The sequence below is a fragment of the Pseudoxanthomonas sacheonensis genome, from assembly GCF_010093305.1.
In the GTDB taxonomy this organism is placed as follows: Bacteria; Pseudomonadota; Gammaproteobacteria; order Xanthomonadales; family Xanthomonadaceae; genus Pseudoxanthomonas_A; species Pseudoxanthomonas_A sacheonensis.
The window spans coordinates 81,405-108,050 of sequence record NZ_PDWS01000010.1; the positions used below are offsets into that span (position 1 = coordinate 81,405).

Below are 26,646 nucleotides of genomic sequence, written 5' to 3' on the forward strand. Positions count from 1 at the left end.
CCACCCAGGAGTTTTACGCTTGATCAAGCCGCGCACGCCGCCCGGGGTCATGGAGTTGCTGCCCCGCGACCAGATCGCCTTCCAGCGCATGCTGGACACGATCCGCCGCAACTACGAGCGTTTCGGGTTCCTGCCGGTGGAAACGCCTGTGTTCGAACTGTCCGAAGTGCTGCTGACCAAGTCCGGCGGCGAGACCGAGCGGCAGGTGTATTTCGCCCAGTCGACCGGCGCCCTGGAGAAGGTCGCCGAGGGCGTCTCCCGGCATGAACTGCCCGAACTGGCGCTGCGTTTCGACCTGACCGTGCCGCTTGCGCGCTACGTGGCCGAACACGAGCACGAGCTGGCATTCCCGTTCCGCCGCTACCAGATCCAGCGCGTGTACCGCGGCGAACGCGCCCAGCGCGGCCGTTTCCGCGAGTTCTACCAGTGCGACATCGACGTGGTGGGCAAGGATGCGCTGAGCATCCGTTTCGATGCCGAGATCCTGGCGGTGATCCATGCGGTGTTTTCCGAACTGGGCATCGGCGATTTCACCATCCAGTTGAACAACCGCAAGCTGATGCGCGGCTTCTTCGAAGCGCAGGGCGTCACCGACGGCGCGCAGCAGGCGCTGGTGCTGCGCGAGGTGGACAAACTGGACAAGCGCGGCGCCGACTACGTGCGCGAGACGCTCACCGGTCCCGATTTCGGAATCCCGGCCGCGCAGGTCGGGAAGATCCTCGATTTCGTCGGATTCAGATCCGGCAATCACGCCGGTGCGCTGGAGATGCTTGCCATCCTGGAGGGGCATGAAGACAGCAACGACACTTTGCGCCAGGGCGCGGCCGAACTGCGCGAAGTACTGGAACTGGTGAAGGCGCTGGGCGTGCCGGAATCCGCTTATTGCCTGAACCTTTCCATCGCCCGTGGCCTGGATTACTACACCGGCACCGTCTACGAAACCCAGCTGGACGGCTACCCGCAGATCGGTTCCATCTGTTCGGGCGGGCGCTATGAAGACCTGGCCAGCCACTACAGCAAATCGAAGCTGCCCGGCGTGGGCATTTCCATCGGCCTGACCCGCCTGTTCTGGCAGCTGCGCGAAGCCGGTCTGGTGGCGGGCGTCGATGAAAGTTCGGTGCAGGCGATGGTGGCTTTGATGGAAGAGAACCAACTCACCGAATCGCTGGACATAGCGCGGCGTCTGCGCGCGGGCGGCATCAATACGGAAGTGCAGATGGAACCGAAGAAACTGGCCAAGCAGTTCCAGTACGCGTCGCGGGCGGGCATCCGTTTCGTGGTGCTTGCCGGCGAGGACGAACTGGCGCGCGGCGTGGTCACGGTGAAGGACCTGGCGCGCGAGCAGCAGTTCGAAACAACCCGCGACCAGCTCGCTTCCACTCTGCGTGTCGAGCTCGAGCAGACCCGCGCACTGGCGGGCCGCTGATGAAACCCATCCGCCTCGACGGGCAATCCCTGACCCGCGACCAGTTGGTCGAAATCGCCTACGGCGCCAGCATCGGCCTGGACCCGCAGGCGCTGGAAGCGGTGGCGCGCGCCGCCGATTTCCTGGCCGAGCAGGTGCGCCGCGAAGAGCCCATTTACGGCGTCTCCACCGGCTTCGGCAGCAATGCCGACAAGCTGCTGGGCGCGCACCCGCTGCGCGACGAATTGCCGGGCGCGGCCAAATCCGGCCGCTCGCTGCACGAAGAATTGCAGCACAACCTGATCATCACCCACGCGGTGTGCGTGGGCGAACCGATGGCGCCGGAAGTGGTGCGCGCCATGCTGGGCATCCGCATCAACACGCTGCTGCGCGGGCATTCGGGCATCCGCGTGCAGACCCTGGAAGCGCTGGCGGCGATGTTCAACGCGGGCATCGTGCCGGTGGTGCCGGAGCTGGGATCGGTGGGCGCTTCGGGCGACCTGGCGCCGCTTTCGCATCTGGCGCTGGTATTGCTGGGTGGCGGCGAAGCCTTCTTGGAAGGCGAACGCATGCCCGGCGCGCTGGCGCTGCAACGCGCGGGCCTGACGCCGGTGAAGCTTTCCTACAAGGAAGGCCTGGCGTTGAACAACGGCACCGCGCAGATGCTGGCGATGGGCGTGCTGGCCGTGCACAAGCTGGATGCGCTGCTGGACACGGCCGATCTTGCCGCGGCGATGACGCTGGACGCCTTCGCCGGCCGGTTGGGCGCCTTTGCCGAGGAAGTGCATGCCTTGCGTCCGCATCCCGGCCAAGTGCATGTGGCCTCGCGCCTGCGCGACCTGTTGTCCGGCTCCACGCTTGCCGATATTCCTTACCACCTGGTGCCCAAGTTCAAGCAGTGGCTGCCGCACAGTTGGGACACCGATGCCTCGCGCGAACTGCGTTTCGACATCGGCTGGGACTGGGTGCCCACCGACCAGCGCCACGGCCGCGAAAAGTTCTACCAGCGGTTCCGCCCTTTCCGCGGCGGCAAGAAGCACCAGCCGCAGGACAGCTATTCGCTGCGCTGCATCCCGCAGGTACATGGCGCGGTGCGCGATGCGGTGGCGCAGGCCAAGCGCGTGCTGGAAATCGAGCTGAACTCGGTCACCGACAATCCGCTGGTGTTCCCGGACAAGGCCGATGCGGCGCACGTGGAAGAGCAGGTCATCTCGGCCGGTCACTTCCATGGCATGCCGCTGGCGCTGGCGATGAGTTACGTGAAAGCCTCGATCCCGGTGCTGGCATCGATCAGCGAGCGCCGGCTCAACAAACTGGTCGATCCGGCCACCAACGATGGCTTGCCGGCTTTCCTGATCGGCAACGAGGACGGCACCGAGTCGGGCCACATGATCGTGCAGTACACCGCCGCGGCCATCGTCAACGACCTGGCCAGCCGCGCGCATCCGGCTTCGGTGTTCTCCATTCCCACCAGCGCCAACGCGGAAGACCACGTCTCGATGGGCGCCAACGAGGCGCGCCAGGTGCTGGCGATGACCCGCGACCTGACCAAGGTGCTGGCGCTGGAGCTCTACACCGCAGCACAGGCCCTCGACCTGCGTCGGGATATGATCAATGCGGCGCGGGATCTTGCCCGCCGTAGCGAAGCCGCCGGTTTCGCCAGGAAGGTGCAGGGTAGTGCCGACACGGGTGCCGCGTTCCTTGCCGAAGTCGAGGGTCTGCGTGCGGAGCTCGCAGAGGCGGATGAATTCCATCCCGGCCATGCTGTCGCCGCAGCGCATGCGGCCCTGCGCGCGGAAATTCCGTTCCTGGACCGCGATCGTGCGATGGATGGAGAAGTCGCGGCGGCTGTGCGGCTGGTGGAATCCGGTAAGTTGATGGATGCGACGCGCACCGCGTTGTCGTAGCCGAGGATTCTGGCGGCAGTCAAATGCGCGCTTGGTTGAAAGGCCGGGAGCTGCACTGGAAGTGCACGCAAATGTCTGGACAATTACCACCTCTCCCCTTGTGGGAGAGGTCGACGCGCTTGCGCGTCGGGAGAGGGGTGAGCGGAGCCGCATAGCTTGCAGATTGTTTTCTGCGAACCACATTCAGGGAGCCGCCGCTCGTTGCCGCGCTCCCGATATCGGATGGCGCATCACTCCGTTCGCCCCTCATCCGCCCTCCTGGCACCCCGTATCGAGTACGGGGCAGGCTCTTCTCCCGCAAGGGGAGAAGGGAGTGGATTTCACAGCGTGCGCACGCAATCGCGCCCTTCGGCCTTGGCCGCATACAAGGCCTGGTCGGCCACCTGCAACGCCGATTCGATGCTGTTCTTGGCGGCGATATCGACCGAATGCACGCCGATACTGGCCGAAACCGGCACTATCAGATCGCCGCTCACGCAAGGCCGCTGGTGCAGGCTCTGGCGCAATTCCTCGGCGACGACGCTGGCTTGCGCCAGGTCCATGCCGGGCAGGGCGGCGATGAATTCCTCGCCGCCGAAACGGGCCAGCAGCGCATTGTAGGGCGCCAGTATTTCGGCCATGGTGTTGGAAGTGGAGCGCAGACAGTCGTCGCCTACCAGGTGCCCATAGGTGTCGTTGATCTTCTTGAAATGGTCGAGGTCGATCATCAGCAGCGAGATGGGATGGCGGCTGTTCCTGGCTTCGGACAGCAGGTGCTCGAAGGCTTCGCGGAAATGGGTCCGGTTGTAGAGCTCGGTAAGGCCGTCGTGGCGGCTGGATTCGCTCAGCCGGTGGTGCGCGTCTTCCAGCTGGGCCAGCGCACTGCGCAGTTCCGAGGTGCGCATTTCCACCTTGTGTTCCAACTGGTCGCGCGCTTCGCGAACGATGCGCTCGTTCTCGTTGCGCAAAGCGGCGTAGCGGTAGCCCAAGGCGACCGACAGCAGCAGCATCTCCAGCGCCGAGCCGATCTGCACGCCGTATTCGGTGACGAAGTTCTTCGGCAGCAGATCGAAGGCGATGGCCGAGAACATGCCGGTACCCAGCAGGAACAGGAACCAGGCCAGCAGGAAGAGCTTCGCCGGCTTGTAGCCGCGGCGAAGCACCAACACCGTTTCCACCAGGATCCAACAGATGCTGGGGAATACCGCTGCCGAGGCCAGGGGAACCACGGTGCGGTAGGGCAGCTGCGTGGCGGCGACGCCCAGCAGGACGAAGAACACGATGATCCCCAACGCCACCCGGTCGCCGAACCGCCAGCGCTGTTTCAGTTCCAGGAACGTCCGTGCGAATTGCTGCATGCCGATCAACGCCAGGCAGATGGACAGCGGCACCATGTGGTCGGCCAGCCATGCCGACCGTGGCCACAGGTATTCGAAACCCAGCCCGTTCAAGGTGAACAGCACCAGGCCGAAGGCGGTGATGTGGAACAGGTACCAGAAATAGCTGGCGTCGCGCAGGGTCAGCCACAGCACCAGGTTGTAGGTGAACAACGCCAGCAGGATGCCGTAGTACAGGCCGATGGCGAACTGCGCATCGCGCGACTGTTCGATGAAGGCGTCGGGCGCGTACAGCGTCAGCGGCACCTGCATCGAGCTCTCGCTTTGCACGCGCACCAGCAGATTCACCGTTTGCCCCGGCGGCAGGTTCAGCCAGAAGTTCGGTTGCCGGTAGCGGAGGTTGCGCTGGTCGAAAGGCAGGTGGTCGCCGCCGGCGCTATGGGTCACGCGGCCATCGCTGTATTCGGCGTAGACGTCGATGCGATCGCTCAGCGCGTACTCCTGCACCAGCAGCCATTTATCTTCGGGGTTGTCCCGGTTGGCGACCACGGCATGGAACCAGTACGCGCCGTCCTGGAAACCGAAGGTGGTGCCGTCGCCGCCGGGCAGGGGCTTGAACGCGCCTTCCCGGACATGGCGGTCGGCGGCGGCCAGGTCGTCGTCGCCTTTTTCGTCATGGTAGAAGCCGGTGTAGGGCGCCAGCGACAGCTGGGAGGAGTCGGCGGTGATTTCCAGCGCCGTTCGCGCGAACGCGTCCGCGGCTGTCATAGCCATGAGCACCAAAAAGACCCGAATCAACCGGCTCCGCCAATACCGCATCCTGCCCGCTCCCATGCGCGTTTCCGCGTGACTGGCCCCCCATGAGAGCCGCTCCGGAAGTCTACTCCCGCCGGATCGCGCCACTCGTGGATTCCTTCTCATTTTCCGTTTCATCACTCCAACGCAGTAAGCCCTTTGCCGGGGACACGAAAGGGCGGCGGCGGCAGGATTGACGGGCCGGCCGCCCATGGGTTAATGTAACAGCACATTAATACATTAATACGAACCCGCACCCATGAAACGCCGTCCCGCCGCCAACGAACAAGCCGCCTCCGCTTCGCTGCAGGCCCTGTCCCGGGCCCTGGCCGGCCTGGCCAAGGCGGAAGACGTAAGGGCTTTCCTGCAGGATCTGTGCACTCCCGCCGAACTCGAGGCCATGGCCGACCGCTGGCGCGTAGTGCCTTTGCTGCTCAAAGGCGTGCCTTACCGCGAAATCCACGACCTGACCGAAGTCAGCGTCACCACCATCGGACGCGTCGCCCGCACGCTGGAAAGCGGTACCGGCGGTTATGCCTCCGCATTGCGGCGCCAGCAGTCCCGTTCCTCCGCCGTTTCCCAGTGAGCCTCCTTGCATGAGCCCCATAGCCGCCAGCGCGACGCGCGACCGCCTGCGCATCGCCATTCAAAAGAGCGGACGTCTGGCCGAACCGGCCCGTGCGCTGCTGTCGGCCTGCGGCCTGAGCTGGCGCGAAAGCCGCGACAAGCTGTTCTGCTACGGCGAATCGCTGCCGGTGGATCTGCTGCTGGTGCGCGACGACGACATTCCGGGCCTGATCGCCGACGGAGTCTGCGATTTCGGCGTGGTGGGGCGCAACGAACTGAACGAGCAGGCCGCGGCCCGTGCGCGCTTCGGTCTGGCCGACGCCTACAGGGAAATGCATGCGCTGGGCTTCGGCGGCTGCCGCCTGATGCTCGCCATTCCCGACACCTGGGACTGGCAAGGCCCCGCGCAGCTTGAGGGCATGCGCATCGCCACCAGTTATCCCGCGATCCTGGGCGACTGGCTGGAGAAGCAGGGCGTGCGCGCCAGCGTGGTCGAGCTGTCCGGTTCGGTGGAGATCGCCCCCAAACTGGGGACGGCCGATCTGATCTGCGATCTGGTTTCCAGCGGCGCCACCCTGTTGGCCAACCAGCTCAAGCCGGTCGAGACTTTGCTGGAAAGCGAGGCGGTGCTGGCCGGGCCGGCACGCGAGCTGGAAGACCAGCGTGCCGATCTGGCCGCGATGCTGCTGCGCCGGATGGAAGGCGTGCTCAAGCTCAAGGACAGCAAATTGCTGATGTTCCGCGCCGAACGCGCCACCGTGCCCGCACTGCTGCGTCTGCTGCCCGATGCCGATCCGCCCACCTATCTGCAGGCCGACGCCGGCGGTCCGCTGTCCTTGCAGACCATGTGCCATGGGCTGGTGACATGGCAACGGCTGGAGGAGCTTGAACGCGCGGGCGCGCAGGGTCTGATGGTGCTCGCCGTGGAGAGGTCGCTGGCATGAGCGCGCCTGGCATCAAAGCGTCGGTCGTGAACTGGCTCGAGTGGTCTTCGCTGGACCTGCAATCGCGCCGTGCCGCGCTGTTGCGGCCGGTGCAGCAGGTATCGGCGGCCACGCGCGATGCGGTCGCCGGATTGCTGTCCGAGGTGCGCGAACGCGGCGATGTGGCGCTGCGGGAAATAACCGCGCGGTTCGACAAGGTCGCGCTGGAAAGTTTCGAGGTGGGCGAAGAAGAGTTCGCAGCCGCCGAAGCCGCCGTGCCCGCGCAACTGAAGTCCGCGATGCGCGAGGCCGCCGAACGCATCGAAGCCTTCCACCGCGCAGGCATGGCCCAGCCGTATGCGGTCGAAACCGCGCCTGGCGTGGTCTGCGAGCGCATCGTGCGGCCGGTACGGCGGGTAGGCCTTTACGTGCCCGCGGGAAGCGCGCCCCTGCCTTCCACCGCGCTCATGCTCGGAATTCCCGCGCGACTGGGCGGTTGCGGCGAAGTGCTGCTGTGCACGCCCCCACGCACCGATGGCAGCGCCGACCCGGCCGTGCTGGTCGCCGCCCGGCTGACCGGGGTGTCGCGCGTGCTCAAGCTGGGCGGGGCGCAGGCGGTCGCGGCGATGGCGTTCGGCACTGAAACGATCGGCAAGTGCGACAAGATCTTCGGCCCCGGCAACAGCTACGTGACCGAAGCCAAGCAGCAGGTCGCCCGCAGCGCCGCGGTGGCCATCGACATGCCGGCCGGGCCGTCTGAGGTGCTGGTGATCGCCGATGCGGGCGCCAATCCCGCCTTCGTGGCGGCGGACCTGCTGTCGCAGGCCGAACACGGCCCGGATTCGCAGGTATTGCTGCTGTCCGACGATGCCCGGCTGCTGTCGGCCGTCGAACTGGAATTGGAATCGCAGCTGGCCGTGCTGCCGCGCGCGGCGATCGCGCGCGATGCGCTGGCGGCGTCGCGGCTGATCCGGGTGGAGTCGCTGGAGCAGGCCTTCGCCATCAGCAACGAATACGCTCCGGAACACCTGATCCTCGCGCTGCGCGAACCGCGCCAATGGCTGCACAAGGTGGAGGCCGCAGGTTCGGTTTTCCTGGGCGATTTCACCCCGGAGGCGTTGGGCGACTACTGCAGCGGCACCAACCACGTGCTGCCCACCAGCGGCGCGGCCGCAGCCTATAGCGGGGTCAGCGTCTCCAGCTTCCAGAATTTCGTCAGCGTGCAGTCGGCCAGCCGCGAGGGCATCGCCGGCATCGGCGCTTGCGCCGTGACCTTGGCCAGGGCCGAAGGCCTGGATGCGCATGCCAATGCCGTAGTGCTGCGGATGCAGGAGGCGGCGGCATGAGCGGGCTTCTGGATCTGGTGCGCGAGGACCTGCGCGATTTCACGGGCTACAAATCCGCACGCAGCGAGTCGCTGCAGGGCGGTGTCTGGTTGAACGCCAACGAGTCGGCCTGGGCCAATCCCGCCGACGCGAAGGCCACCAGCAGGCGCTATCCCGATCCGCAGCCGGCCGCGTTACGCAGCGCTCTGGCCGGCCTGTACGGCTGCGAGGAATCGCAGTTGCTGATCGGGCGGGGCAGCGACGAGGCCATCGACCTGCTGGTGCGCGCACTGTGCAACCCGGGCCGCGACGCGGTGATCGTCACCCCGCCGGTGTTCGGCATGTACGCCGTCTGCGCGCGTCTGCAGGATGCGCCGGTCATCGAGGTTCCCTTGCGTGACGGAGCCGATGGTTTCGTGGCCGACCTGGACGCCGTCGCGGCGATGGCGGTGGAGAGCAACGCAAAACTGGTGTTCCTGTGCTCGCCTTCTAACCCGGCGGGTTCCGCTATTCCCCTGGCGGAGATCGAACGGCTGGCCGAGCGCATCGAGGGGAAGGCGCTGTTGGTCGTGGACGAGGCTTACGGCGAGTTCTCCGACCTTCCCTCGGCAACCACTTTGCAAGCGCGTCAGCCGAATATCGCGGTGCTGCGAACGCTCTCCAAGGCGCATGCGCTGGCGGCGGCGCGTATCGGCGTCGTGATCGCCGACGCCGCGCTGATCGAGGTGCTGCGCCGCTGCCAGGCGCCGTATCCGGTTCCCACGCCGTGCGCCGAACTGGCGCTGGCGGGTCTGTCGCCAGAAGCGCTCGCCGAAACGGAAAAGCGCGTTGCGTTGATCCGTTCGGAACGTGCCCGTCTGCAAGCGGCACTTGCCGGCTTGCCGGAAGTGCGGCATGTCTATCCTTCGCAAGGCAACTACGTACTGGCGCGTTTCCGCGATGCCGAATCCGCTTTCCGTTCGCTGCTGGCGGCCGGCGTCGTGGTGCGCGATCAGCGCGCCGCCCCGCAATTGGGCGACGCGTTGCGCATCACGGTCGGATCGCCGGAACAGAACGACAGGGTGATTTCTGCATTGCGAAGGATCGAGGCTGCGGCATGAATGAATTTACGTTTGCAAGCAAAAGCAAATCCCCCTCAATCCCCCTTTTTCAAAGGGGGAGGCAATTTCGCTCCTTTGCAATGAGTAGCCAGTATCCCCCCTTTGAAAAAGGGGGGCAGGGGGGATTTGCTCTTTGCGAAAATGGTGAAGCCCCGTGACTCCCATCCTCTTCATCGACCGCGACGGGACCCTGATCGAGGAGCCTTCCGACTTCCAGATCGACACCTACGAAAAAATACGTTTCGTGAAGGACGTGGTGCCCGCGCTGCTGAAGCTGCGCGATGCCGGCTACCAGTTCGTGATCGTCACCAACCAGGATGGCCTGGGAACCGAGGCGTATCCGCAAGCGTCATTCGACGGCCCAAACGATCTGATGCTGCAGATCTTCGAAAGCCAGGGCATCGTGTTCCGCGAGGTGCTGATCGACCGCAGCTGGCCGCAGGAGAACAAACCCACGCGCAAGCCGGGCATCGGCCTGGTGCTGCCCTACCTGCAGGACCGCAGTATCGATTGGACGCGTTCGGCCATGGTGGGCGACCGGGAAACCGACATCGCATTCGCCGAAAACCTGCGCATTCGCGGCTTCCAGTTGCGGACCCCGCAATTCGGCGGCGAATGGGATTGGGCCGGCATCGCCCACGAGCTGGCGGACGCGCCGCGTCGCGCGGTCGTGCAGCGCGATACCAAGGAAACGAAGATCCGTGTGGAGGTCGACCTGGATCGCGTCGCCGAACCCGCCATCGCGACGGGCCTGCCGTTCTTCGACCACATGCTCGAACAGATCGGCAAGCATGGCGGCTTCGCATTGAAAGTGAAGACCGAAGGCGACCTGCACATCGACGAGCACCACACGGTGGAAGACACCGGCCTGGCGCTGGGCCAGGCTTTGAAGGAAGCCCTGGGCGACAAGCGCGGCATCGGCCGCTACGGTTTCACCCTGCCGATGGACGAGACGCTGGCCAGCGCCGCGCTGGATTTCAGCGGCCGGCCGTACTTCGTGTTCTCCGGCGAGTTCAAGCGCGAGCGCGTCGGCGATCTGCCCACCGAACTGGTGCCGCACTTCTTCCGTTCCGTCTGCGATGCCTCCGGCCTTAACCTCAATCTGCAGGTGCACGGAGAAAACGATCACCACAAGGTCGAGGCCTGCTTCAAGTCCTTCGCCCGCGCGCTGCGCCAGTCGATCAGGCGCGAAGGCGTCGAGTTGCCCAGCACCAAGGGCGCGCTCTGATGCGGGTGGCGCTGATCGATGCCGGTGGGGCGAATATCGGTTCGGTGCTGTTCGCGCTGCAGCGTCTTGGCGTGGAAGCGACCCTGACCGGCGATGCCCAGCTTATCCGCGAGGCGGATCGCGTGATCCTGCCCGGCGTCAGCACCGCAGCGATGGTGATGGGCCGGCTGCGCGAACTCGATCTGGTGGAAACCTTGCGTACGCTGGAACGGCCGCTGCTGGGCGTTTGCGTGGGCATGCAATTGCTGTACGAACGCTCGGAAGAAGGCGATGTGGAATGCCTTGGCTTGATTCCCGGCAAAGTCGCGAAACTGCCAGCAAGCAGCGCGATCCGCGTCCCGCACATGGGCTGGAACACCCTGCGGCCCCTGCGCGCCAGTGCATTGAGCGAGGGAATCGAAGCGGGCGACCGCGCCTATTTCGTGCACAGCTACGCGGCGCCGGTGACTGCGGATTGCGTGCTTTCCAGCGATCACGGCCTTGATTTCGCCGCAGTGGTGCAGCGCGGCCGCGTCGCCGGCGCGCAGTTCCACCCGGAGCGGTCGGCCAAGGTCGGCGCGCGGCTGCTGCGGAATTTCCTTGAGCGGGGGCTGGCATGAACGGATTCACGGTCTACCCGGCCATCGATGTGCGCGAAGGCCGCGTGGTGCGGTTGCAGCAGGGCGACTACGCGCGGGAAACCACCTACGGACACGACCCGCTGCGCGCCGCGGTCCGTTACGCCGCGCAAGGTGCGCACTGGCTGCACCTGGTCGACCTGGATGCCGCCAAGGCCGGGGGCTACACGCTTTCGCCGCTTCTGCGCGAGATCTGCGCTTTCACGGGTTTGAAGGTGCAAACCGGAGGCGGGGTGCGTTCGCGCGACGACGTGCTGCGCATACTCGCAGCGGGCGCGTCGCGCGTGGTAGTGGGATCCCTGGCGGTCCAGCAGCCGGAGCAGGTGCTGGAATGGGTCGCCGAATTCGGCGTCGAGCGCATTACCGTGGCGCTCGCCGCACGCCAGGACGAACAAGGCGTGTGGCGGCTGCCGGTCCACGGTTGGACCGAAACCGCAGCCGTCACTCTGGATCAGCTTGCGGTGCGCTTCGCCAACGGCGGCCTCAAGCACCTGTTGAGCACGGATATCGCCCGCGACGGAATGTTGTCCGGGCCCAACGCCGCGCTCTACGCGCATCTTCAGGCAATCGCGCCTTCGCTGCAGGTGCAAGCCTCGGGGGGCGTTCGCGAAATCGCCGACGTTGCGGCGGCCAAGAGCCAGGGTTGCGCAGGAATCGTGCTGGGGCGCGCCTTGCTGGAAGGCAAGCTCGATCTGGCCGAGGCGCTGGCATGCTGAGCCGCCGGATCATCCCCTGCCTGGACGTGCGCGACGGCCGCGTGGTCAAAGGCGTGCGTTTCCGCGATCACGTGGACATGGGCGACATCGCCGAACTGGCGCTGCGCTACCGCGACGAAGGCGCGGACGAACTGGTGTTCTACGACATAGGCGCCAGTCCGGAAGGCCGTTCGGTGGACCGGACCTGGGTCAATCGCGTTTCCGCCTTGCTGGATATCCCGTTCTGCGTCGCGGGCGGCATCCGCGATGTGGAGACCGCGCGTGCCGTGCTTCATGCGGGTGCGGACAAGATATCGATCAACAGCCCGGCGCTCGAGCGGCCGGCTTTGATTTCGGAACTCGCCGATGCGTTCGGCGTGCAATGCATCGTGGTCGGCATCGATTCGGTCCGCGAAGCCGACGGCCAATGGCGGGTGCGCAGCAACACGGGCGATCCATCGAAGACGCAATCGCTGCCGATACGCACCCTGGACTGGGTGGTCGAGGCGCAACGCCTGGGCGCCGGCGAGATAGTGCTGAACTGCATGGATAGCGATGGAGTGCGGCGCGGCTACGATGTGGAGCAGCTCAGCGCGGCGCGAGCCCTCTGCGCGGTGCCGCTGGTGGCGTCCGGTGGGGCGGGAGAACCGGAGCATTTCGCCCGGGTTTTCCGGCAGGCCGATGCCGATGGCGCACTGGCGGCCAGCGTTTTCCATAGCGGCCAGATCGCAATTCCGGAACTCAAGCGCTATTTGCGCTCGCAGAACATAGAGGTGCGCGATGTCGGATGAATTGCAGTCGCTGGAATGGGCCAAGGGCGACGGCCTGCTGCCCGCGATCGTGCAGGACGCAAGCAACCTGCGCGTGTTGATGCTGGGCTACATGAATGCGGAGGCGCTGGCGGCCACGCGCGCCAGCGGTCACGTCACTTTCTACAGCCGCAGCAAGCAGCGCTTGTGGAAGAAGGGCGAGACCTCCGGACACGTGCTGGAACTGGTATCCATCCAGGCCGACTGCGACAACGACACTCTGCTGATCCTCGCGCGTCCGCATGGGCCTACCTGCCACCTGCAGCGCGCCAGTTGTTTCGCCGACGCTCCGGCTTCGTTCCTTGCCGATCTGGATGTTCTGGTCGCGCAACGCGAGCGCGAACGTCCTGCTGGAAGCTACACGACTGCGTTGTTCGGGGAAGGCATACGCCGGATCGCGCAGAAAGTGGGCGAAGAGGGTGTGGAGACCGCGCTGGCCGCGGTTGTCCAGGATGACGCAGCTTTGCTCGGCGAATCCGCGGATCTGGTATTCCATCTGCTGGTGTTGCTGCGGGCCAGAGGGCTGTCGTTGCAGGATGTGTCGTCCTTGTTACAGGAACGGCACAAATAATGTAGGTCGGCCCCCGTATCACGTACGGGGCAGGCTCTACGTGGCCGACGGGGAGACGCGATGCGCATCGGGGGACGCAGGCGCTTGGAGACATGGGGCGTCGGGGGCGTAGCCCCGACCTACGGGACGCGATCGATACGCAGGTCCGGCCTACAATCGGCATCCCCGCTGGACACCGCCATGCATTACCTCTGCTTGCTGCCGCTTCTGTTCGCCTTCGTCCTTCCCGTACGCGCCCAGGACAGCGCCTGCACGGGCGGCGTGGTGTGGGTGGACGGCAACGGCAACGGCCAGCGGGACGACGGTGAGAAAGGACTGTCTGGGGTGAAGGTTTCCGATGGGCGGCGCGTAGTGGTTACCGATGCGCATGGCCAATACGATCTGCCCCTGCCGGCCGGCGAGGGGCGCACGTTGTTCGTGATCAAACCGCCCGGTTACGACTTTCCCGCGCGCAGCGATGGGCTGCCGTCGTTCTGGATCAACGATCCGCCTTCGCCGCAGCCGAAACTGAAATACGGCGGCATTCCGATTTCGGCGCACGGCATTCCGCGCTGCATGGGTTTTCCCTTGCTTCGGCAAAAAAACCGCCGCGACAAGGGCGAGCTGGAAATCCTGCTGTTCGCCGACACCCAGACCAAGAGCGTCGCCGACATCGGCTACTACCGCCGCGACATCGTCGAACCCCTGGCCGGCAAACACACGGCGACGCTGGGCCTGACCCTGGGCGATGTGGTCAACGACGACCTGTCGCTGTATCCCGCCTTGAACGAGGTCACCCGGCAGCTGGGCGTGCCCTGGCTGCATATCGCCGGCAATCACGACCTGGATTTCGATGCAGTACGCGACGAGGATTCGTTGCTGACCTTCCGCAATACCTTCGGACCGGACACCTTCGCATGGGAGGAAGCGCAGGCGGTATTCGTCGGGCTGGACGACGTGGTGTACCTGCCGGGCCAGAAGCCTGCGTACATAGGCGGTCTGCGCGAGGACCAGTTCGCCTTCCTCGAAGCCTATCTGCCCACGGTGCCGAAGGACCGCCTGCTGGTGCTGGGCGTGCACATTCCGTTCTTCGACGCCAAACCTGATGCGGAAACCTTCCGCCGTGCCGACCGTGCGCGATTGTTCGCATTGCTCAAGGACTTCCCGCATGTGTTGCTGCTCAGCGGCCACAGCCACACCCAGCAGCACGTGTATCACGGCGCCGACAGCGGCTGGCACGGCAGCGCGCCGCTGCACGAATACAACGTCGGTGCGGTCTGCGGGGCGTTCTGGTCGGGCGTGAAGGATGCGCAAGGCATTCCGGACGCCACCATGGCCGACGGTACCCCGAACGGCTACGCCAGCCTGCAGGTGCGCGCGGCTGGCGCCTATTCGCTGGCCTGGCATCCTGCCCGCGACCCCGGCCGCGTCCTGTCCCTGTACGCGCCCAAGGTACTGAGGAAGGGCGCTTATCCCGCGTTCGCGATCTATGCCAACGTGTTCATGGGCCAGGACGACAGTAAGGTGGAATACCGGGTCGATGCGGGTCAATGGAAACCGATGTCGCAAGTGCGCCAGCCCGATCCGGGCGTATTGGCGGAAAGCATCCGCGACGACAGCGCCGACGCATTGCGCGGCTATGACCGTTCTCCCGAAGCCGTGCCGTCGCGGCACCTGTGGCGCGGCGCCTTGCCTACCGACCTGGCCGTGGGCGAACATCGGGTCGAAGTACGCGTGCAGGATCAAGGGCGCGGCGAACGGACGGCCACCACCACTTATCGACTGCAGGAAGCTGCGGAGTAGCGCCATGCCCATGCCCGACGATCTGCCAATCCAACATTTCGAGGACCGGACTAGCTGGGAAAAATGGCTGGTCGCCAATGCGGGAGGCAAGGGCATCTGGCTGCGGATCGCCAAGAAGGATTCGGGCATCGCTTCGGTGAACTATGCCCAAGCCCTGGAGGTGGCCTTGTGCCACGGTTGGATCGATGGGCAGAAGCGCGGATACGACGAAAAGTTTTTCCTGCAGCGCTTCACCCCGCGCAGACCGCGCAGCTTGTGGTCGAAGATCAACATAGAGCATGCCGAACGGCTGATCGCTGCGGGCCGCATGCGATCCGGCGGCCTGCGCGAGATCGAGGCGGCGAAGGCCGATGGCCGCTGGGAGGCCGCCTATCACAGCTTTTCCAATATGGAAGTGCCCGTCGAGCTAGCCGCAGCCCTGAAGAAGAACAAGCAAGCACAGGCGTTTTTCGATCAACTCGACAAGACCAATCGTTATTCGTTCTGCTGGCGCGTGCACACGGCCAAGAAGCCGGAGACGCGGCTGGCGCGCGCGGAGAAATTCGTCGAGATGCTCGCCAAGGGCGAGAAAATTCACTGATTGGCGCAGAAAAATTGGTCTTGAGACGGCTTCCAGGAATCCGTTCGTGGTGAGCTTGTCGAACCACGCTTTCCGCGGACTGATGGAACTATCCCATACTGAATTCCCGCGCCAACAGCGTGGTTCGACAAGCTCACCACGAACGGAATAAAGAGCGTCAGCTCTACGCCGGATTCGGCTTGCGCAGACTCAGCCACGCCCCCAGCATCAGCAGGCCAATGGCGACCGCTTGCGACCAGTGAGGCTCGGCGCGTCCCGCCAGCACCAGCAACAACGTGGACAACAACGGAGCTAGGTAAGAAAGGCTGCCCAGTACCGCGATGTCGCCATGCTTGGTGCCGTGGTCCCAGAGCAAAAACGCGGCGCCCACCGGGCCCATGCCCATCGCTGCAAGCACCAGCCACTGTTTGGCACTCGGCGCGACGGTCCGTTCGAAACCGGCGTGCGCCAGCAACCCGAATACCGCGACCAATGCGCAGGCCACGATGATCGCCGCGCTCGGCACCTGCGCATGGCGGCGGTTGAGCACCGAATAAGCGGCCCAGACCACTGCCGCACCCAAGGCGGCCAGGTAGCCGGACAGGTATTGCGGTTGTATTTCGATGCCGCTGCCGTGGGTGACCAGCACGATCGCGCCGACCAGTCCCAACAGCGTGCCCATCAGCTGCGCACCGCGCACGCGCACTCCCGGCAGCAGACCGGCGAGCAATACGATCAACAGCGGCCACAAGTAGTTGAGCAGGTTGGCTTCCACCGCCGGCGCGCGTTTCAGCGCCATGAAGTAGAGCGCGTGATAGCCGAACAACGCCGCGGTAGCGAGCGCAAGCGCGGACCACGGCTGCCGCAACTCCCGCCAGCCATCGCGACCGCCAAGCGCAATACGCGCGAAGCCGAACAGGGCCGCGAAGCCGAAACCGAGCGCCAGGACTTCGAAAGGCGGCAGCCCTTCGGTCGCCGTGGTCAGCAGCGCCAGCGACGACCACAGGACGATGGCCAACAAGCCGCTCAGTGTCGCCGCCTTCAGGGACGCCACCAGTGCGAACTCAGGCGGGAAGCAGGATATCGGCGAAACTGGCGGCGCGCGGATGGCCGTGCGCGGCGGCGCCTTCGCGCGGTTGCGGATAGTCCTCGCGCCGGTCCACCAGTACGGTCTGCATACCGGCGATCCGTGCGGCGTCCAGTTCTTCCACCACGTCGGACAGGAACAGTATTTCCGGAGCGTCCAGGCCGATGCGTTCGGCGATCGTCTCGTAGCTGCCTGCTTCGCGCTTGCCGCCTACTTCGGTGTCGAACCAGCCGGAGAACAGCGGAGCCAGATCGCCCGCGTCGCTATGGCCGAAGAACAGCTTCTGCGCCGGCACCGAACCGGACGAGTACACGTACAACGGCAATCCCGAATCGTGCCAGCGGCGCAGGGCGGGCGCGGCATCGGCGTAGATGGGCGCGGTGAACTCGGCGTCGCGGTAGCCCGCTTCCCAGATCATGCCCTGCAAGGCCTTGAGCGCGGTGTGCTTGCGGTCCTGGTCTATCCAGCCCTGCAGCGTCTCCACGATCACTGCGTCGCTGCAGATGCTGCCGTGTTCGACCGCCACCGCATCCAGCCAGCGCCGCACCTCTTCCTGCTTGCCGTGCTTGGCCACGAAGCCGGGCAGGGCGTTGCGCGCGTAGGGGAACAGCACGTCCTTGATGAAGGAGATGCTGCTGGTGGTGCCCTCGATATCGGTGAGGATGGCGCGCGGTGCGCGCGTATCAGGCATGTTCAGGAGCATTTACCGGGTTCGTAGCGGGGGAATTTCTTGGCGATTTCCTCGCCGGTGAAGTGGCCCACCCAGCCGTCGGGCTCGGTGAAGAAACGGATGGCGATGAAGCTGGGCTCCTCGCCCATGTCGAACCAGTGCAAGGTGCTGTCGGGCACCGCGATCAGGTCGTCCTGCACGCATTCCACTTCGTAGACCTTGCCGCCCACGTGCAGGGTGAACAGGCCCGAGCCGGCGACGAAGAAGCGCACTTCGTCTTCCTTGTGGTAGTGCTCGTCCAGGAATTTGGCGCGCAGGGCTTCGCGCTGCGGGTTGTCCGGCGCGATGCTGACCACGTCCACGGTCTTGAAGCCGCGTTCGGCGATCAGGCGGTCGATGTCGGTCCTGTAGGCGGCCATCACCTCTTCGGGGCTGGCGCCGGGCGCGAGCGGGTGGGATGCCTTCCAGCGCTCGAAGGTCACGCCGATCTTGTGCAGCTCGGTGGCGATGAAATCGGGGTCGAAGCTGGCGAATTCCGGCGTATGCGGGTTTTTCTCGTCGAAGATGCGCAGACGGCTCATGGCGGGGGGCTCGAGTGTCGTGGAAGGGATTTAGCGTAGCAAACGAAAGGGAAACCAGAGCCCTTCTCCTACGGGAGAAGAGCCTGCCCCGTACTTGATACGGGGTGCCCCGAAGGGCGGATGAGGGTACGGCGAAGTCCAGATGCTTGTAAGACATGGACTTCGCCGTACCCTCACCCCAACCCCTCTCCCGTTGGGAGAGGGGCTCAAGATTCAGCCGCGACAGCCCAGCTTGCGCAGCTCCAGCTCGCAGTGGAACAGGAACTCGAAGGCTTCCAGGTGCCTGCGCGCTTCGGCCATGTCGCGGCCCCAGGCGTACAGGCCGTGTCCGTCGATCAGATAGCCCCATAGCGCCTTCCGGTCGAGCAGGGCATCGACCTGGGCCGCCAGGGTGTGCATGTCCTGGGTATTGGCGAACACGGGTACGTCGATGGTGTCGTCGTGGGTGGTGTTGCCCTGGAAGGCCTTCAGCAGTTCGTAGCCTTCCAGTCGGATGTGCCCGGCGCCGGCATACAGCCGCGAAGCGATGGTCTGCACGGGGGAGTGGGTGTGCAGCACGCAGCCGATTTCCGGATACCGGCGGTAGAGCTGGGTGTGCAGCAGGGTTTCGGCGGAGGGGCGGTGGTCGCTGCCCACGGCCTTGCCGTCGAAGTCGACGACCATGATGTCCTCGACCGTAAGCCGGCCCTTGTCGCGCCCGGAAACGGTGATCGCCGCATGGCGCTCGTCCAGCCGTTCGGAGAAATTGCTGCTGGTCGCCGGCGTCCAGCCGGCCTGCGACAGCTCGCGGACGTTGGCGATGATTTCCTGCGCGAGTTCCTGCAGGCGGGCGGGGTTGTACGGCAGTGCGCTCATGCGCCGAGTTTACAAAATCGGGGTGGCAAACGAAAACGGCGCGGAAATCCGCGCCGTTTTCTTGTCGCTACAGGATCGACTCAGGCCTGTGGGCCCTCGTGGAACGAGGGTTCCGGCTCCAGCTTGGCGTCCGCCGCCGCCTTGTAGGCGACGCTGCCGGGCGCGAGTTCGCTCTTGCGGTAGCCGTAGAACGCATAGACAAGCGCGCCGATCACGGCCCAGCCGAGGAACAGGCTGATGGTGTACGTGGAGAGGTTCAGGAACAGCAGAACGCAGCCGAGCACCGCCAGCGGGCAGACCACCCACACCAGGGGCGTGCGGAACGGGCGCGGACGGTCGGGCTGGGTCTTGCGCAGCACCAGCACGCCGATGGAAACCATCATGAAGGCGAACAGCGTGCCCGAGTTGGAGATGTCGGCCAGGATGCCGACCGGGAACAGGGCCGCGAACAGCGACACGAACAGGCCGGTGATGATGGTGACCACGTGCGGCGTGTGGAAGCGCGGATGCACTTTGGACAGGACCTGCGGCAGCAGGCCGTCGCGCGACATGGTGAAGAAGATGCGGGTCTGGCCGAAGATCATCATCAGGATGACCGACGGCAGCGCCAGCGCAGCGGCGATGCCGATGGCGTTGCCCCACTTGGCGAACCCAAGCATGCGCAACACGTGCGCCAGCGGCTCGTTGCTGCAGACCAGTTCCGTGCTGCCTTTGCAGGCCGCGGCGAGTTCGGGCGTGCCTGGATGCAATGCGAGTCCATTGGCGCCCATCATCGGCTGCGCGCCACCGGCGCCCACTGCGCCGTAGCTGACCAGCATGTAGAACACCGTGCACACACCCAGCGAAGCGATGAGGCCGATCGGGATGTTGCGGTTGGGATTCTTGGTTTCTTCGGCCGCCGTGGAGACCGCATCGAAACCCACATAGGCGAAGAAGATCGACGCGGCTGCGCCAAGAACGCCGATGCCGCCCAGCGGGCTACCCCAGCCGGTGGGGAAGAACGGCTTGAAGTTGGCGTCTTGCGCGGCGGGCACCGCGATGATGATGAAGGCAGTGAGCGCAACCACTTTGATGGTCACCAGCACCGCGTTGACTTTGGCCGACTTGGAGGTGCCGATGACCAGCAGGAACGTGACCACCAGCGAGATAAGGAAGGCGAGCAGGTTGAAGGTGCCGCCAGCGTAAGGACCCGTTCGCAGCGCTTCGGGAATGGGATATCCGGCGCTCATCAGCAGGCCGTTCATGTAACCCGACCAGCCCACTGCCACCGCACCCGCGGCAATCGCATATTCCAGCACCAGCGCCCAGCCCACGGACCAGGCCAGCGCTTCGCCCAGGACCGCGTACGTGTAGGTGTAGGCGGAACCGGAGACCGGAACCATCGCGGCCAGTTCCGAGTAGGCCAATGCGGCCAGACCGCAGACCACTGCAGCGATTACGAATGCGACCATCATGGCCGGGCCCGCCTTCTGGCCCGCTTCGGCGGTCAGCACGAAGATGCCGGTACCGATGATGGCGCCGATGCCGAGCATGGTCAGTTGGAAGGCGCCGAGTTGTCGCTTGAGCGACTTTTTCTCGGCGGTGGCAAGGATTTGATCGAGCGGTTTTACACGCCAAGATGACATTCGGTGATTCCCCAGTGCCGTTGATCTGCAGGCCGTGACCGGCAGCGAATGGCCGGAACGGGTTTGCCGAACCTTACCCGTCACACTTTGGTCGCACAAGCGCCACGGGCCCGTGGTGGGCGATAATGCCAGCCTGAATAGGGATAGAGAGAGCCGGGTCCACTCATGCCGCAACCGACACAGGCCGCGCCTTTATTGGCGCAGCAGCTCGCCGATTACTTGCGATGCTGGCCCAGCGAGGCCGAGACAGTGCAATCGTTCCTTGCTCTGCTGAATGAGCCGCAGGATCCCTTTCTGCGCGAACGCCTGGAAGGCCACTTCACCGGCGCGGCCTGGCTGGTGAGCGCCGACGGCGGCCGCATCCTGCTGACCCATCACCGCAAGCTGGAGCGCTGGCTGCAGCTGGGCGGGCATGCCGACGGCGACCGCGACATGGCCCAGGTGGCGCTGAAAGAGGCCCAGGAGGAATCCGGTTTGCCGGACTTGTCGGTCGATGCCGATGCGATCTTCGACCTGGACCGGCACTGGATTCCCGAGCGCAAGGGTGTACCGGGCCACTGGCATTACGACGTGCGCTACGTGGTGCGCGCCGGTAGCGACGAGAACTATACGGTCAGCGACGAATCGCACGATCTGGCCTGGCGGCCGATCGCCGAAGTAGCGCAGGACCCCGACGAATCCCTGAGCCGCATGGCCAGGAAGTGGCTGGCAATCCTGTAGGAGCGACGCGAGTCGCGAAACTCGTAACAGTTCAATTCTCCACGGCTTCGCGACTCGCGTCGCTCCTACAATGGCCGGCTCATCAATACAAAACGCGGGTGCGCAGGGTGCCGGGAATGGCCATCAGCGCCTCCTTCAAGTCCACCGCCTGCAGGTCGGTGGCCGACACGTCGATCACCACGTAGCCGACTTTGGCGTCGGTGCGCAGGAACTGGCCGTCGATGTTGATGCCGTGCTTGCCGAAGATATCGTTGATCTGCGACAGGATGCCCGGCACGTTGCGGTGGATATGCAGCAGACGATGGCTGGCGGCATGCTCGGGCAGGGTCACTTCCGGGAAGTTGACCGCCGACAGGGTCGAGCCGTTGTCGCTGTAGCGCACCAGCTTGGCCGCAACCTCTATCCCGATATTGTCCTGCGCTTCCAGCGTGCTGCCGCCCACGTGCGGAGTCAGGATCACGTTGTCCTTGCCGGCGAGCGGCGACACGAAGGCGTCGTCGTTGCCTTTGGGCTCGACCGGGAACACGTCCACCGCGGCGCCGCCGATCTGGCCCGATTCCAGCGCCGCGCTGAGCGCGTCGATATCCACCACGGTGCCGCGCGAGGCGTTGATCAGATGCGCGCCGCGCTTCATCCTGGCGATCTGCGCCGCGCCGAACATATCCTTGGTCGCCGGCGTTTCCGGCACGTGCAGGGTCACCACGTCCGACCGTTCCAGCAGATCGTCCAGGCTCAGCGAGGAACGCGCATTGCCCAACGACAGCTTGGTCTCGATGTCGTGGAAGATCACGTTCATGCCGATGGCCTCGGCCAGCACGCCCACCTGGGTGCCGATGTGGCCGTAGCCGACGATGCCCAGGGTCTTGCCGCGCGCCTCGTGGCTGCCGGCGGCGGATTTGGACCAGCCGCCGCGGTGGCACTCGGCGCTTTTCTGCGGAATGCCGCGCATCAGCATGATCGCTTCGGCGATCACCAGTTCGGCCACGCTGCGGGTGTTGGAATAGGGGGCGTTGAAGACCGGGATGCCGGCTAGCTCCGCGGCGTCCACGTCCACCTGATTGGTGCCGATGCAGAAGCAGCCGATGGCCATCAGCCGTCGCGCGCCACCCAGCACTTCTTCGGTCAGTTGCGTGCGCGAGCGGATGCCGACGATATGGGCGTCGGCGATGCGCAACTTCAGCTCGTCCTCGGGCAGCGACTTGGCGTGCAACTCGATCTGCGAATAGCCCGCGGCCTTGAAAGTGTCGATGGCGGTCTGGCTGACGCCTTCCAGCAGCAGGATGCGGATGTCCTGCTTGGGGTACGAGGTCTTCTTCTTCGACATGCGGCAGGCGGGCGTCCGGTGGCGGGGCGGTCACTATGCCAGAAGGGGCGGGGTTTTGCTGCGCTGCGGCAGTTGCCTTTGCCCCCTTTGAAAAAGGGGGCTGCGGGGAATTCGCTTTTGAACTTCGAAAGAAGCAAGAGTCAAGAGCAAATCCCCCTCAATCCCCCTTTTTCAAAGGGGGAAGCCAAGCGATGCCGGGCTTCTGGACGCGCGACGGCATCGCTGGCACGCTGGCAGCCCCCTCATATACCGGCCTCCCATGAGCGATCCGCGCCTGACAGACCTGTTGCAAGCCGTGCCGGCGCTGCGCCTGAAAACCGATCCCGCGGACCTGGAGCACTACGGCCGCGACTGGACCCGGCGCTGGACGCCGGCGCCGCTGGCGATAGCGTTGCCGGGATCGGTGGAGGAGGTGCAGGCGACCGTTCGCTGGGCGTACGAACATGGGGTCGCGGTGGTGCCTTCCGGCGGCCGCACCGGCCTGTCCGGCGGCGCGGTGGCGGCGAACGGGGAACTGGTGCTCAGCCTGGAACGGATGAACCGCGTGCTGGATTTCAACGCCGTGGACCGTACGCTCACCGTGCAGGCCGGTATCGCTCTGGAAGCGGTGCGCAACGCGGCCCGCGAACATGGGCTCGAGTACCCGGTGGATTTCGCCTCGCGCGGTTCGTGCTCCATCGGCGGCAACATCGCCACCAACGCCGGCGGCATCCGCGTGATCCGCTACGGCAATACGCGCGAATGGATCGCCGGCATGAAAGTGGTGACCGGCACCGGCGAACTGCTGGACCTCAACCGCGGTTTGATCAAGAACTCCAGCGGCTACGACCTGCGGCATCTGATGATCGCCTCCGAAGGCACGCTGGGTATCGTGGTGGAAGCGACCCTGCGCCTGACCGACCCGCCGCCGCCTTCCAACGTGATGCTGCTGGCGCTGCCTTCTTTCGAGGTGCTGATGCGGGTATTCGCCGCGTTCCGCGAAAAATTGCAGCTGGAGGCTTTCGAATTCTTCACCGACCGCGCGCTGCACCACGTGCTGGCGCATGGCGCGCAGAAGCCGTTCGAGGAAACGCATCCTTACTACGTGGTCACCGAGTTCGCCTCGGGCGACGAAATGCAGGAAGCGGCGGCCATGTCCGCCTTCGAGACCTGCATGGAGAACGGCTGGGTCAGCGATGGCGTGGTCAGCCAGAGCGATGCGCAGGCCGCGCAGTTGTGGCGGTTGCGCGAAGGCATTACCGAAAGTCTGGCGCGGTACAAGCCCTACAAGAACGACGTGTCGGTGCGCATTTCGGCAATGCCCGCGTTCCTGGAGGAAACCCAGAAGCTGCTGGGCCAGGCCTACCCGCATTTCGACGTAGTCTGGTTTGGCCACATCGGCGACGGCAATCTGCACATCAACGTGCTGAAACCGGACGACCTGGGCGATACGGAGTTCGTCGGCCAGTGCGAGCAAGTGACCAAGCTGCTGGCCGAGTCGTTGAAGCGCCACCAGGGCAGCATTTCCGCCGAGCACGGTATAGGCCTGGTGAAGAAAGGCTATCTGGAAAGCACGCGCAGTGCGGCCGAGATCGAGATGATGCGCGGCATCAAGCGGGTGCTGGATCCGAAGGGGCTGATGAATCCGGGCAAGCTTTTCGACAGCTGAGAACGGTCATGCAGCCAGGCTATGGCGGCACGGCCGTTGCTTTGCCCCCTTTGGAAAAGGGGGCTGCGGGGGATTTGCTTTTGCTTTGGTTTTTGCACTGGAGCAAGAGCAAATCCCCTCAATCCTCCTTTTTCAAAGGGGGAGGCTGGATTTACAGCGTTGGTGGTGGCGTTGGTTGCGTGCTGCGACGATTCAGCTTGCCGGGCACGCAGGCGGTTAATCTTGCGGAGCGTCGTTTCTTTCCTCTCCGTTTTTTTATCTGGAAACCCACCATGATCCGAATTGCCACGCTGTGCCTGTTGCTCGCGGTCTCTGTTCCGGTGTTAGCTTCCAGTTTCGCCGGCTCCTCCGCTGGCGCTTCCTCCGCAGGCTCTTCGGCTTCCTCCGGAAGCACCTCGGGCGACGACAAAGTAGTGCGGCAGGCGCGCGATGACGCCGCCAGCTTCGTCGCCAGCGAAGGGCGTATCCGCGGCGCCCGGTTGGAGGCGGCCCTGCGCCAGCTGCGCGAGCGCGACCCGGCCGCGCGCAAGGCCAGCGACATGCAACTCGCGCAGGCCATCCTGGCTTTGTGAGCCTGCCTTGTGGGAGCGCGTTCGGCGGAGCGGGAAGATGGCTGCTCCTGTTCGCGCTGGCCTGTGCGGGAAATGCGCAGGCCGGATTGCGGCTGCAGCCTGAAACCGGACCGCTGACACCGGAAGAAGCCGCTGCCACCCGACAGTTGTTGGATTCGGCCGTGCGGCGCTTGCCTCCGGCATGGGTGGCCGCTTTGGGCTCTATCCCGGTAATTTGGCGCGACGATCTGCCTGCGCAAGTGCACGGGCGCGCGAAGGCGAAGCGGCTGCTGCTCAATCGCGTGCTGCTCGACGACTGGATGGCGCGCCCGGCGGGTGCGGGAATCGACGAGCCGGCCACGCATGCGGCGTTATCGGCCGTGCTCCATGAGCTGGCGCATTTCTACGACCGCACGGCGCAGGGCCGGTTGTCGCGCGCTCCGCGCCTGTTGGACCTGGCGGGCTGGCAGGTGAGTCCCCTGCGGTTGGGTTTGCGGACTTCCCGCAATGCTTTCGGCGACCGCAGTCCGGATCCGTACGAGTTGGACCGCGCGTCCGAGTTCGTTGCCGTCAACCTCGAATATTTCCTGCTGGATCCGGACTACGCATGCCGGCGGCCAGCCTTGTACCGCTTTTTCTCCGAGCATTTCGATTGGGCGCCCGCCCATGCCGGTTGTGCGCCAGGCCAAGTATTTCTGCAGGCGGATGCCGATAGCGGTGAATCGGCGCTATTGCGATTGGATCCGTCGCGCGTGTACGCGGTGGACTACCTGCTGGCCGAACCCAACCAGCAGCCGATGAGCCGCTGGGGCCACAGCATGCTGCGGCTGGTGATCTGCGCGCCGGACCGCCCGCCGGGACCGGACTGCCGCCTGGACCTGCGTTACCACCGCGTGCTGTCGTTCCGCGCCTTCGTCGACGATGTGCAGATTTCCAGCTGGCGCGGGCTTACCGGCTCCTATCCGTCGCGGCTTTTCCTGCTGCCCCTGGAACAGGTGATCGACGAATACACCAAGGTCGAGTTGCGCGGCCTGCAGTCGATTCCGCTGCGCTTGGATCCGGCGGAAATCGCCGGCCTGCTGGAACGCGCCGCGCAAACCCACTGGACCTACGACGGCCGTTACTATTTTCTCGGCAACAACTGCGCGGTGGAGACCTTCAAGCTGCTGCACGACGGTGTACCGCGCCTGGCCGGCGAACCGTTGGCCAGCATCACGCCGACCGGCTTGCTGCGGCGATTGAAGAAGGCGGGCATCGCCGATGCCTCGGTGCTGGACGATCCGGCGGAAGCTTTGCGCCTGGGTTACCGCTTCGAATCGGCGGGCGCGCATTACCAGGCTATGTTCGATGTGGCCCGGAGCGGATTGGGGTTGCCGCAACAAGGCGTGCGGGAATGGCTGGAGCTTGCACCGACGCAACGCGCGCCATGGCTGGAACGGGGCGATTTACGCGCAAGCGCCGCATTACTGTTGCTCGAAGAAGCGGCATTGCGGCAACAGGAGTTGTTGGTGCGCGACGAACTCAAGCGCCGTTATCTGGGGCATGGGGCGCAGCAAGGTGGGAATGCCTTCGATGGGGAGGCCGCGCTCCGCGATTTCCTGCGCGTGGAGGGCTTCCTCAGCCACCCAGCAGCCTTGCTGCCGAACGGCAGCTATGGATTACCGCAAACGGACGAACGCAAGACGCTGGAGTTGGAGGGCGAGCGGTACGCGGCACAGCGTAAGCGACAGAGCGCCGCCTTGCGTGTGGATGCACGCAAGTGGATATCTCCCGAGCGCAGATCGACGCTAGAGAGGACCGAAACGAATATCGCTTCCCTGAGTGAACGACTGCAGCGGTTACATAAGGAGCAAAATGGACTGCAGTTGCAGTGAGCAAGAGGCATTCCACTCAATACTAGACGTGGCAAACGAAGGCCGAGTTTTTCTCCTCTCCCCTTGTGGGAGAGGATGCCCGGAGAGCCTGCCCCGTACTTGATACGGGGCA

The 26,646-nt window shown here is 65.0% G+C and carries 24 protein-coding genes; 17 read left to right on the forward strand and 7 right to left on the reverse strand.

Going from position 1 to position 26,646, the window contains the following annotated elements; all coding sequences use genetic code 11:
• Positions 1-19: 19 nt before the first annotated feature.
• Together hisS and CSC73_RS10275 are read left to right on the forward strand one after the other, a co-directional pair.
• On the forward strand, positions 20-1,426 hold the full coding sequence (hisS, locus tag CSC73_RS10270) for a histidine--tRNA ligase (protein WP_163840340.1): 1,407 nt from the start codon (positions 20-22) through the stop codon (positions 1,424-1,426).
• Positions 1,426-3,312: an HAL/PAL/TAL family ammonia-lyase gene (locus tag CSC73_RS10275; protein ID WP_163840341.1), complete on the forward strand. Its 1,887-nt coding sequence runs from the start codon at positions 1,426-1,428 to the stop codon at positions 3,310-3,312. The genes hisS and CSC73_RS10275 overlap by 1 nt, the downstream gene beginning before the upstream one ends.
• 320 nt (positions 3,313-3,632) lie before the next feature.
• Here the strand turns inward: CSC73_RS10275 and CSC73_RS10280 are convergent, their stop codons facing one another.
• The gene (locus CSC73_RS10280; RefSeq protein WP_163840342.1) at positions 3,633-5,396 is read right to left on the reverse strand and encodes a sensor domain-containing diguanylate cyclase; all 1,764 of its coding nucleotides are present in this window, start codon (positions 5,394-5,396) and stop codon (positions 3,633-3,635) included.
• Positions 5,397-5,682: 286 nt separating this feature from the next.
• On the opposite strand from CSC73_RS10280, the gene CSC73_RS10285 reads away from it, so the two are divergent.
• From CSC73_RS10285 to CSC73_RS10335, 11 genes are all read left to right on the forward strand, one after another.
• Positions 5,683-6,009 carry a YerC/YecD family TrpR-related protein gene (locus CSC73_RS10285; protein ID WP_163840343.1) on the forward strand — a complete coding sequence of 109 codons (327 nt, stop codon included), beginning with the start codon at positions 5,683-5,685 and terminating at the stop codon, positions 6,007-6,009.
• 10 nt (positions 6,010-6,019) lie between these two features.
• Positions 6,020-6,934: an ATP phosphoribosyltransferase gene (gene hisG, locus CSC73_RS10290; RefSeq protein ID WP_163840344.1), complete on the forward strand. Its 915-nt coding sequence runs from the start codon at positions 6,020-6,022 to the stop codon at positions 6,932-6,934.
• A gap of 26 nt (positions 6,935-6,960) precedes the next feature.
• Positions 6,961-8,259 (forward strand): histidinol dehydrogenase, encoded by a 1,299-nt coding sequence (gene hisD / locus CSC73_RS10295; RefSeq protein ID WP_211840867.1) that lies wholly within the window; start codon positions 6,961-6,963, stop codon positions 8,257-8,259.
• Positions 8,256-9,338, forward strand: coding sequence for a histidinol-phosphate transaminase (gene hisC / locus CSC73_RS10300; RefSeq protein ID WP_163840346.1), 1,083 nt, complete (start codon positions 8,256-8,258; stop codon positions 9,336-9,338). The genes hisD and hisC overlap by 4 nt, the downstream gene beginning before the upstream one ends.
• 154 nt (positions 9,339-9,492) lie before the next feature.
• Positions 9,493-10,566 carry a bifunctional histidinol-phosphatase/imidazoleglycerol-phosphate dehydratase HisB gene (gene hisB, locus CSC73_RS10305; protein ID WP_163840347.1) on the forward strand — a complete coding sequence of 358 codons (1,074 nt, stop codon included), beginning with the start codon at positions 9,493-9,495 and terminating at the stop codon, positions 10,564-10,566.
• Positions 10,566-11,165 carry an imidazole glycerol phosphate synthase subunit HisH gene (gene hisH, locus CSC73_RS10310; protein WP_425502303.1) on the forward strand — a complete coding sequence of 200 codons (600 nt, stop codon included), beginning with the start codon at positions 10,566-10,568 and terminating at the stop codon, positions 11,163-11,165. The genes hisB and hisH overlap by 1 nt, the downstream gene beginning before the upstream one ends.
• Entirely contained in the window at positions 11,162-11,899 is a 738-nt protein-coding gene (hisA, locus tag CSC73_RS10315) for a 1-(5-phosphoribosyl)-5-[(5-phosphoribosylamino)methylideneamino]imidazole-4-carboxamide isomerase (protein ID WP_163840348.1), read from the forward strand. Before hisH ends, hisA begins: the two co-directional genes overlap by 4 nt.
• Positions 11,893-12,669: an imidazole glycerol phosphate synthase subunit HisF gene (gene hisF / locus CSC73_RS10320; protein ID WP_163840349.1), complete on the forward strand. Its 777-nt coding sequence runs from the start codon at positions 11,893-11,895 to the stop codon at positions 12,667-12,669. Before hisA ends, hisF begins: the two co-directional genes overlap by 7 nt.
• A complete protein-coding gene (gene hisIE / locus CSC73_RS10325; protein WP_163840350.1) occupies positions 12,659-13,258 on the forward strand; it encodes a bifunctional phosphoribosyl-AMP cyclohydrolase/phosphoribosyl-ATP diphosphatase HisIE in 600 nt (199 codons plus the stop codon). Before hisF ends, hisIE begins: the two co-directional genes overlap by 11 nt.
• Positions 13,259-13,438: 180 nt before the next feature.
• The gene (locus CSC73_RS10330) at positions 13,439-15,040 is read left to right on the forward strand and encodes a calcineurin-like phosphoesterase C-terminal domain-containing protein (RefSeq protein ID WP_163840351.1); all 1,602 of its coding nucleotides are present in this window, start codon (positions 13,439-13,441) and stop codon (positions 15,038-15,040) included.
• Positions 15,041-15,044: 4 nt separating this feature from the next.
• On the forward strand, positions 15,045-15,620 hold the full coding sequence (locus tag CSC73_RS10335; RefSeq protein ID WP_163840352.1) for a YdeI/OmpD-associated family protein: 576 nt from the start codon (positions 15,045-15,047) through the stop codon (positions 15,618-15,620).
• 163 nt (positions 15,621-15,783) lie between these two features.
• Here the strand turns inward: CSC73_RS10335 and yddG are convergent, their stop codons facing one another.
• From yddG to CSC73_RS10360, 5 genes are all read right to left on the reverse strand, one after another.
• Positions 15,784-16,653: an aromatic amino acid exporter YddG gene (yddG, locus tag CSC73_RS10340; RefSeq protein ID WP_211840865.1), complete on the reverse strand. Its 870-nt coding sequence runs from the start codon at positions 16,651-16,653 to the stop codon at positions 15,784-15,786.
• A gap of 10 nt (positions 16,654-16,663) precedes the next feature.
• A complete protein-coding gene (gene mtnC, locus CSC73_RS10345) occupies positions 16,664-17,377 on the reverse strand; it encodes an acireductone synthase (protein WP_163840353.1) in 714 nt (237 codons plus the stop codon).
• A gap of 2 nt (positions 17,378-17,379) precedes the next feature.
• Entirely contained in the window at positions 17,380-17,937 is a 558-nt protein-coding gene (locus tag CSC73_RS10350; protein ID WP_163840354.1) for a 1,2-dihydroxy-3-keto-5-methylthiopentene dioxygenase, read from the reverse strand.
• Positions 17,938-18,150: 213 nt separating this feature from the next.
• Positions 18,151-18,792 (reverse strand): methylthioribulose 1-phosphate dehydratase, encoded by a 642-nt coding sequence (locus CSC73_RS10355; RefSeq protein ID WP_163840355.1) that lies wholly within the window; start codon positions 18,790-18,792, stop codon positions 18,151-18,153.
• An 80-nt stretch (positions 18,793-18,872) separates the two neighbouring features.
• Entirely contained in the window at positions 18,873-20,417 is a 1,545-nt protein-coding gene (locus CSC73_RS10360; protein ID WP_163840356.1) for an amino acid permease, read from the reverse strand.
• A gap of 165 nt (positions 20,418-20,582) precedes the next feature.
• Between CSC73_RS10360 and CSC73_RS10365 the strand changes: the two genes are divergently transcribed.
• Positions 20,583-21,137 carry an NUDIX hydrolase gene (locus CSC73_RS10365; protein WP_163840357.1) on the forward strand — a complete coding sequence of 185 codons (555 nt, stop codon included), beginning with the start codon at positions 20,583-20,585 and terminating at the stop codon, positions 21,135-21,137.
• Between the two features lie 82 nt (positions 21,138-21,219).
• Here CSC73_RS10365 and serA read toward each other — a convergent pair whose 3' ends face one another.
• Positions 21,220-22,461, reverse strand: a complete 1,242-nt coding sequence (serA, locus tag CSC73_RS10370) for a phosphoglycerate dehydrogenase (protein WP_163840358.1) — start codon at positions 22,459-22,461, stop codon at positions 21,220-21,222.
• Between the two features lie 259 nt (positions 22,462-22,720).
• Between serA and CSC73_RS10375 the strand changes: the two genes are divergently transcribed.
• The 3 genes from CSC73_RS10375 to CSC73_RS10385 all read left to right on the forward strand — a co-directional run bounded on the left by CSC73_RS10375 (position 22,721) and on the right by CSC73_RS10385 (position 26,534).
• Complete coding sequence (locus tag CSC73_RS10375) at positions 22,721-24,109, forward strand: FAD-binding oxidoreductase (RefSeq protein ID WP_163840359.1); 1,389 nt, start codon at positions 22,721-22,723, stop codon at positions 24,107-24,109.
• Between the two features lie 272 nt (positions 24,110-24,381).
• Positions 24,382-24,681 carry a DUF2388 domain-containing protein gene (locus CSC73_RS10380; protein WP_163840397.1) on the forward strand — a complete coding sequence of 100 codons (300 nt, stop codon included), beginning with the start codon at positions 24,382-24,384 and terminating at the stop codon, positions 24,679-24,681.
• A complete protein-coding gene (locus tag CSC73_RS10385; RefSeq protein ID WP_246197487.1) occupies positions 24,678-26,534 on the forward strand; it encodes a DUF7844 domain-containing protein in 1,857 nt (618 codons plus the stop codon). The genes CSC73_RS10380 and CSC73_RS10385 overlap by 4 nt, the downstream gene beginning before the upstream one ends.
• The last annotated feature ends 112 nt before the right edge of the window (positions 26,535-26,646 follow it).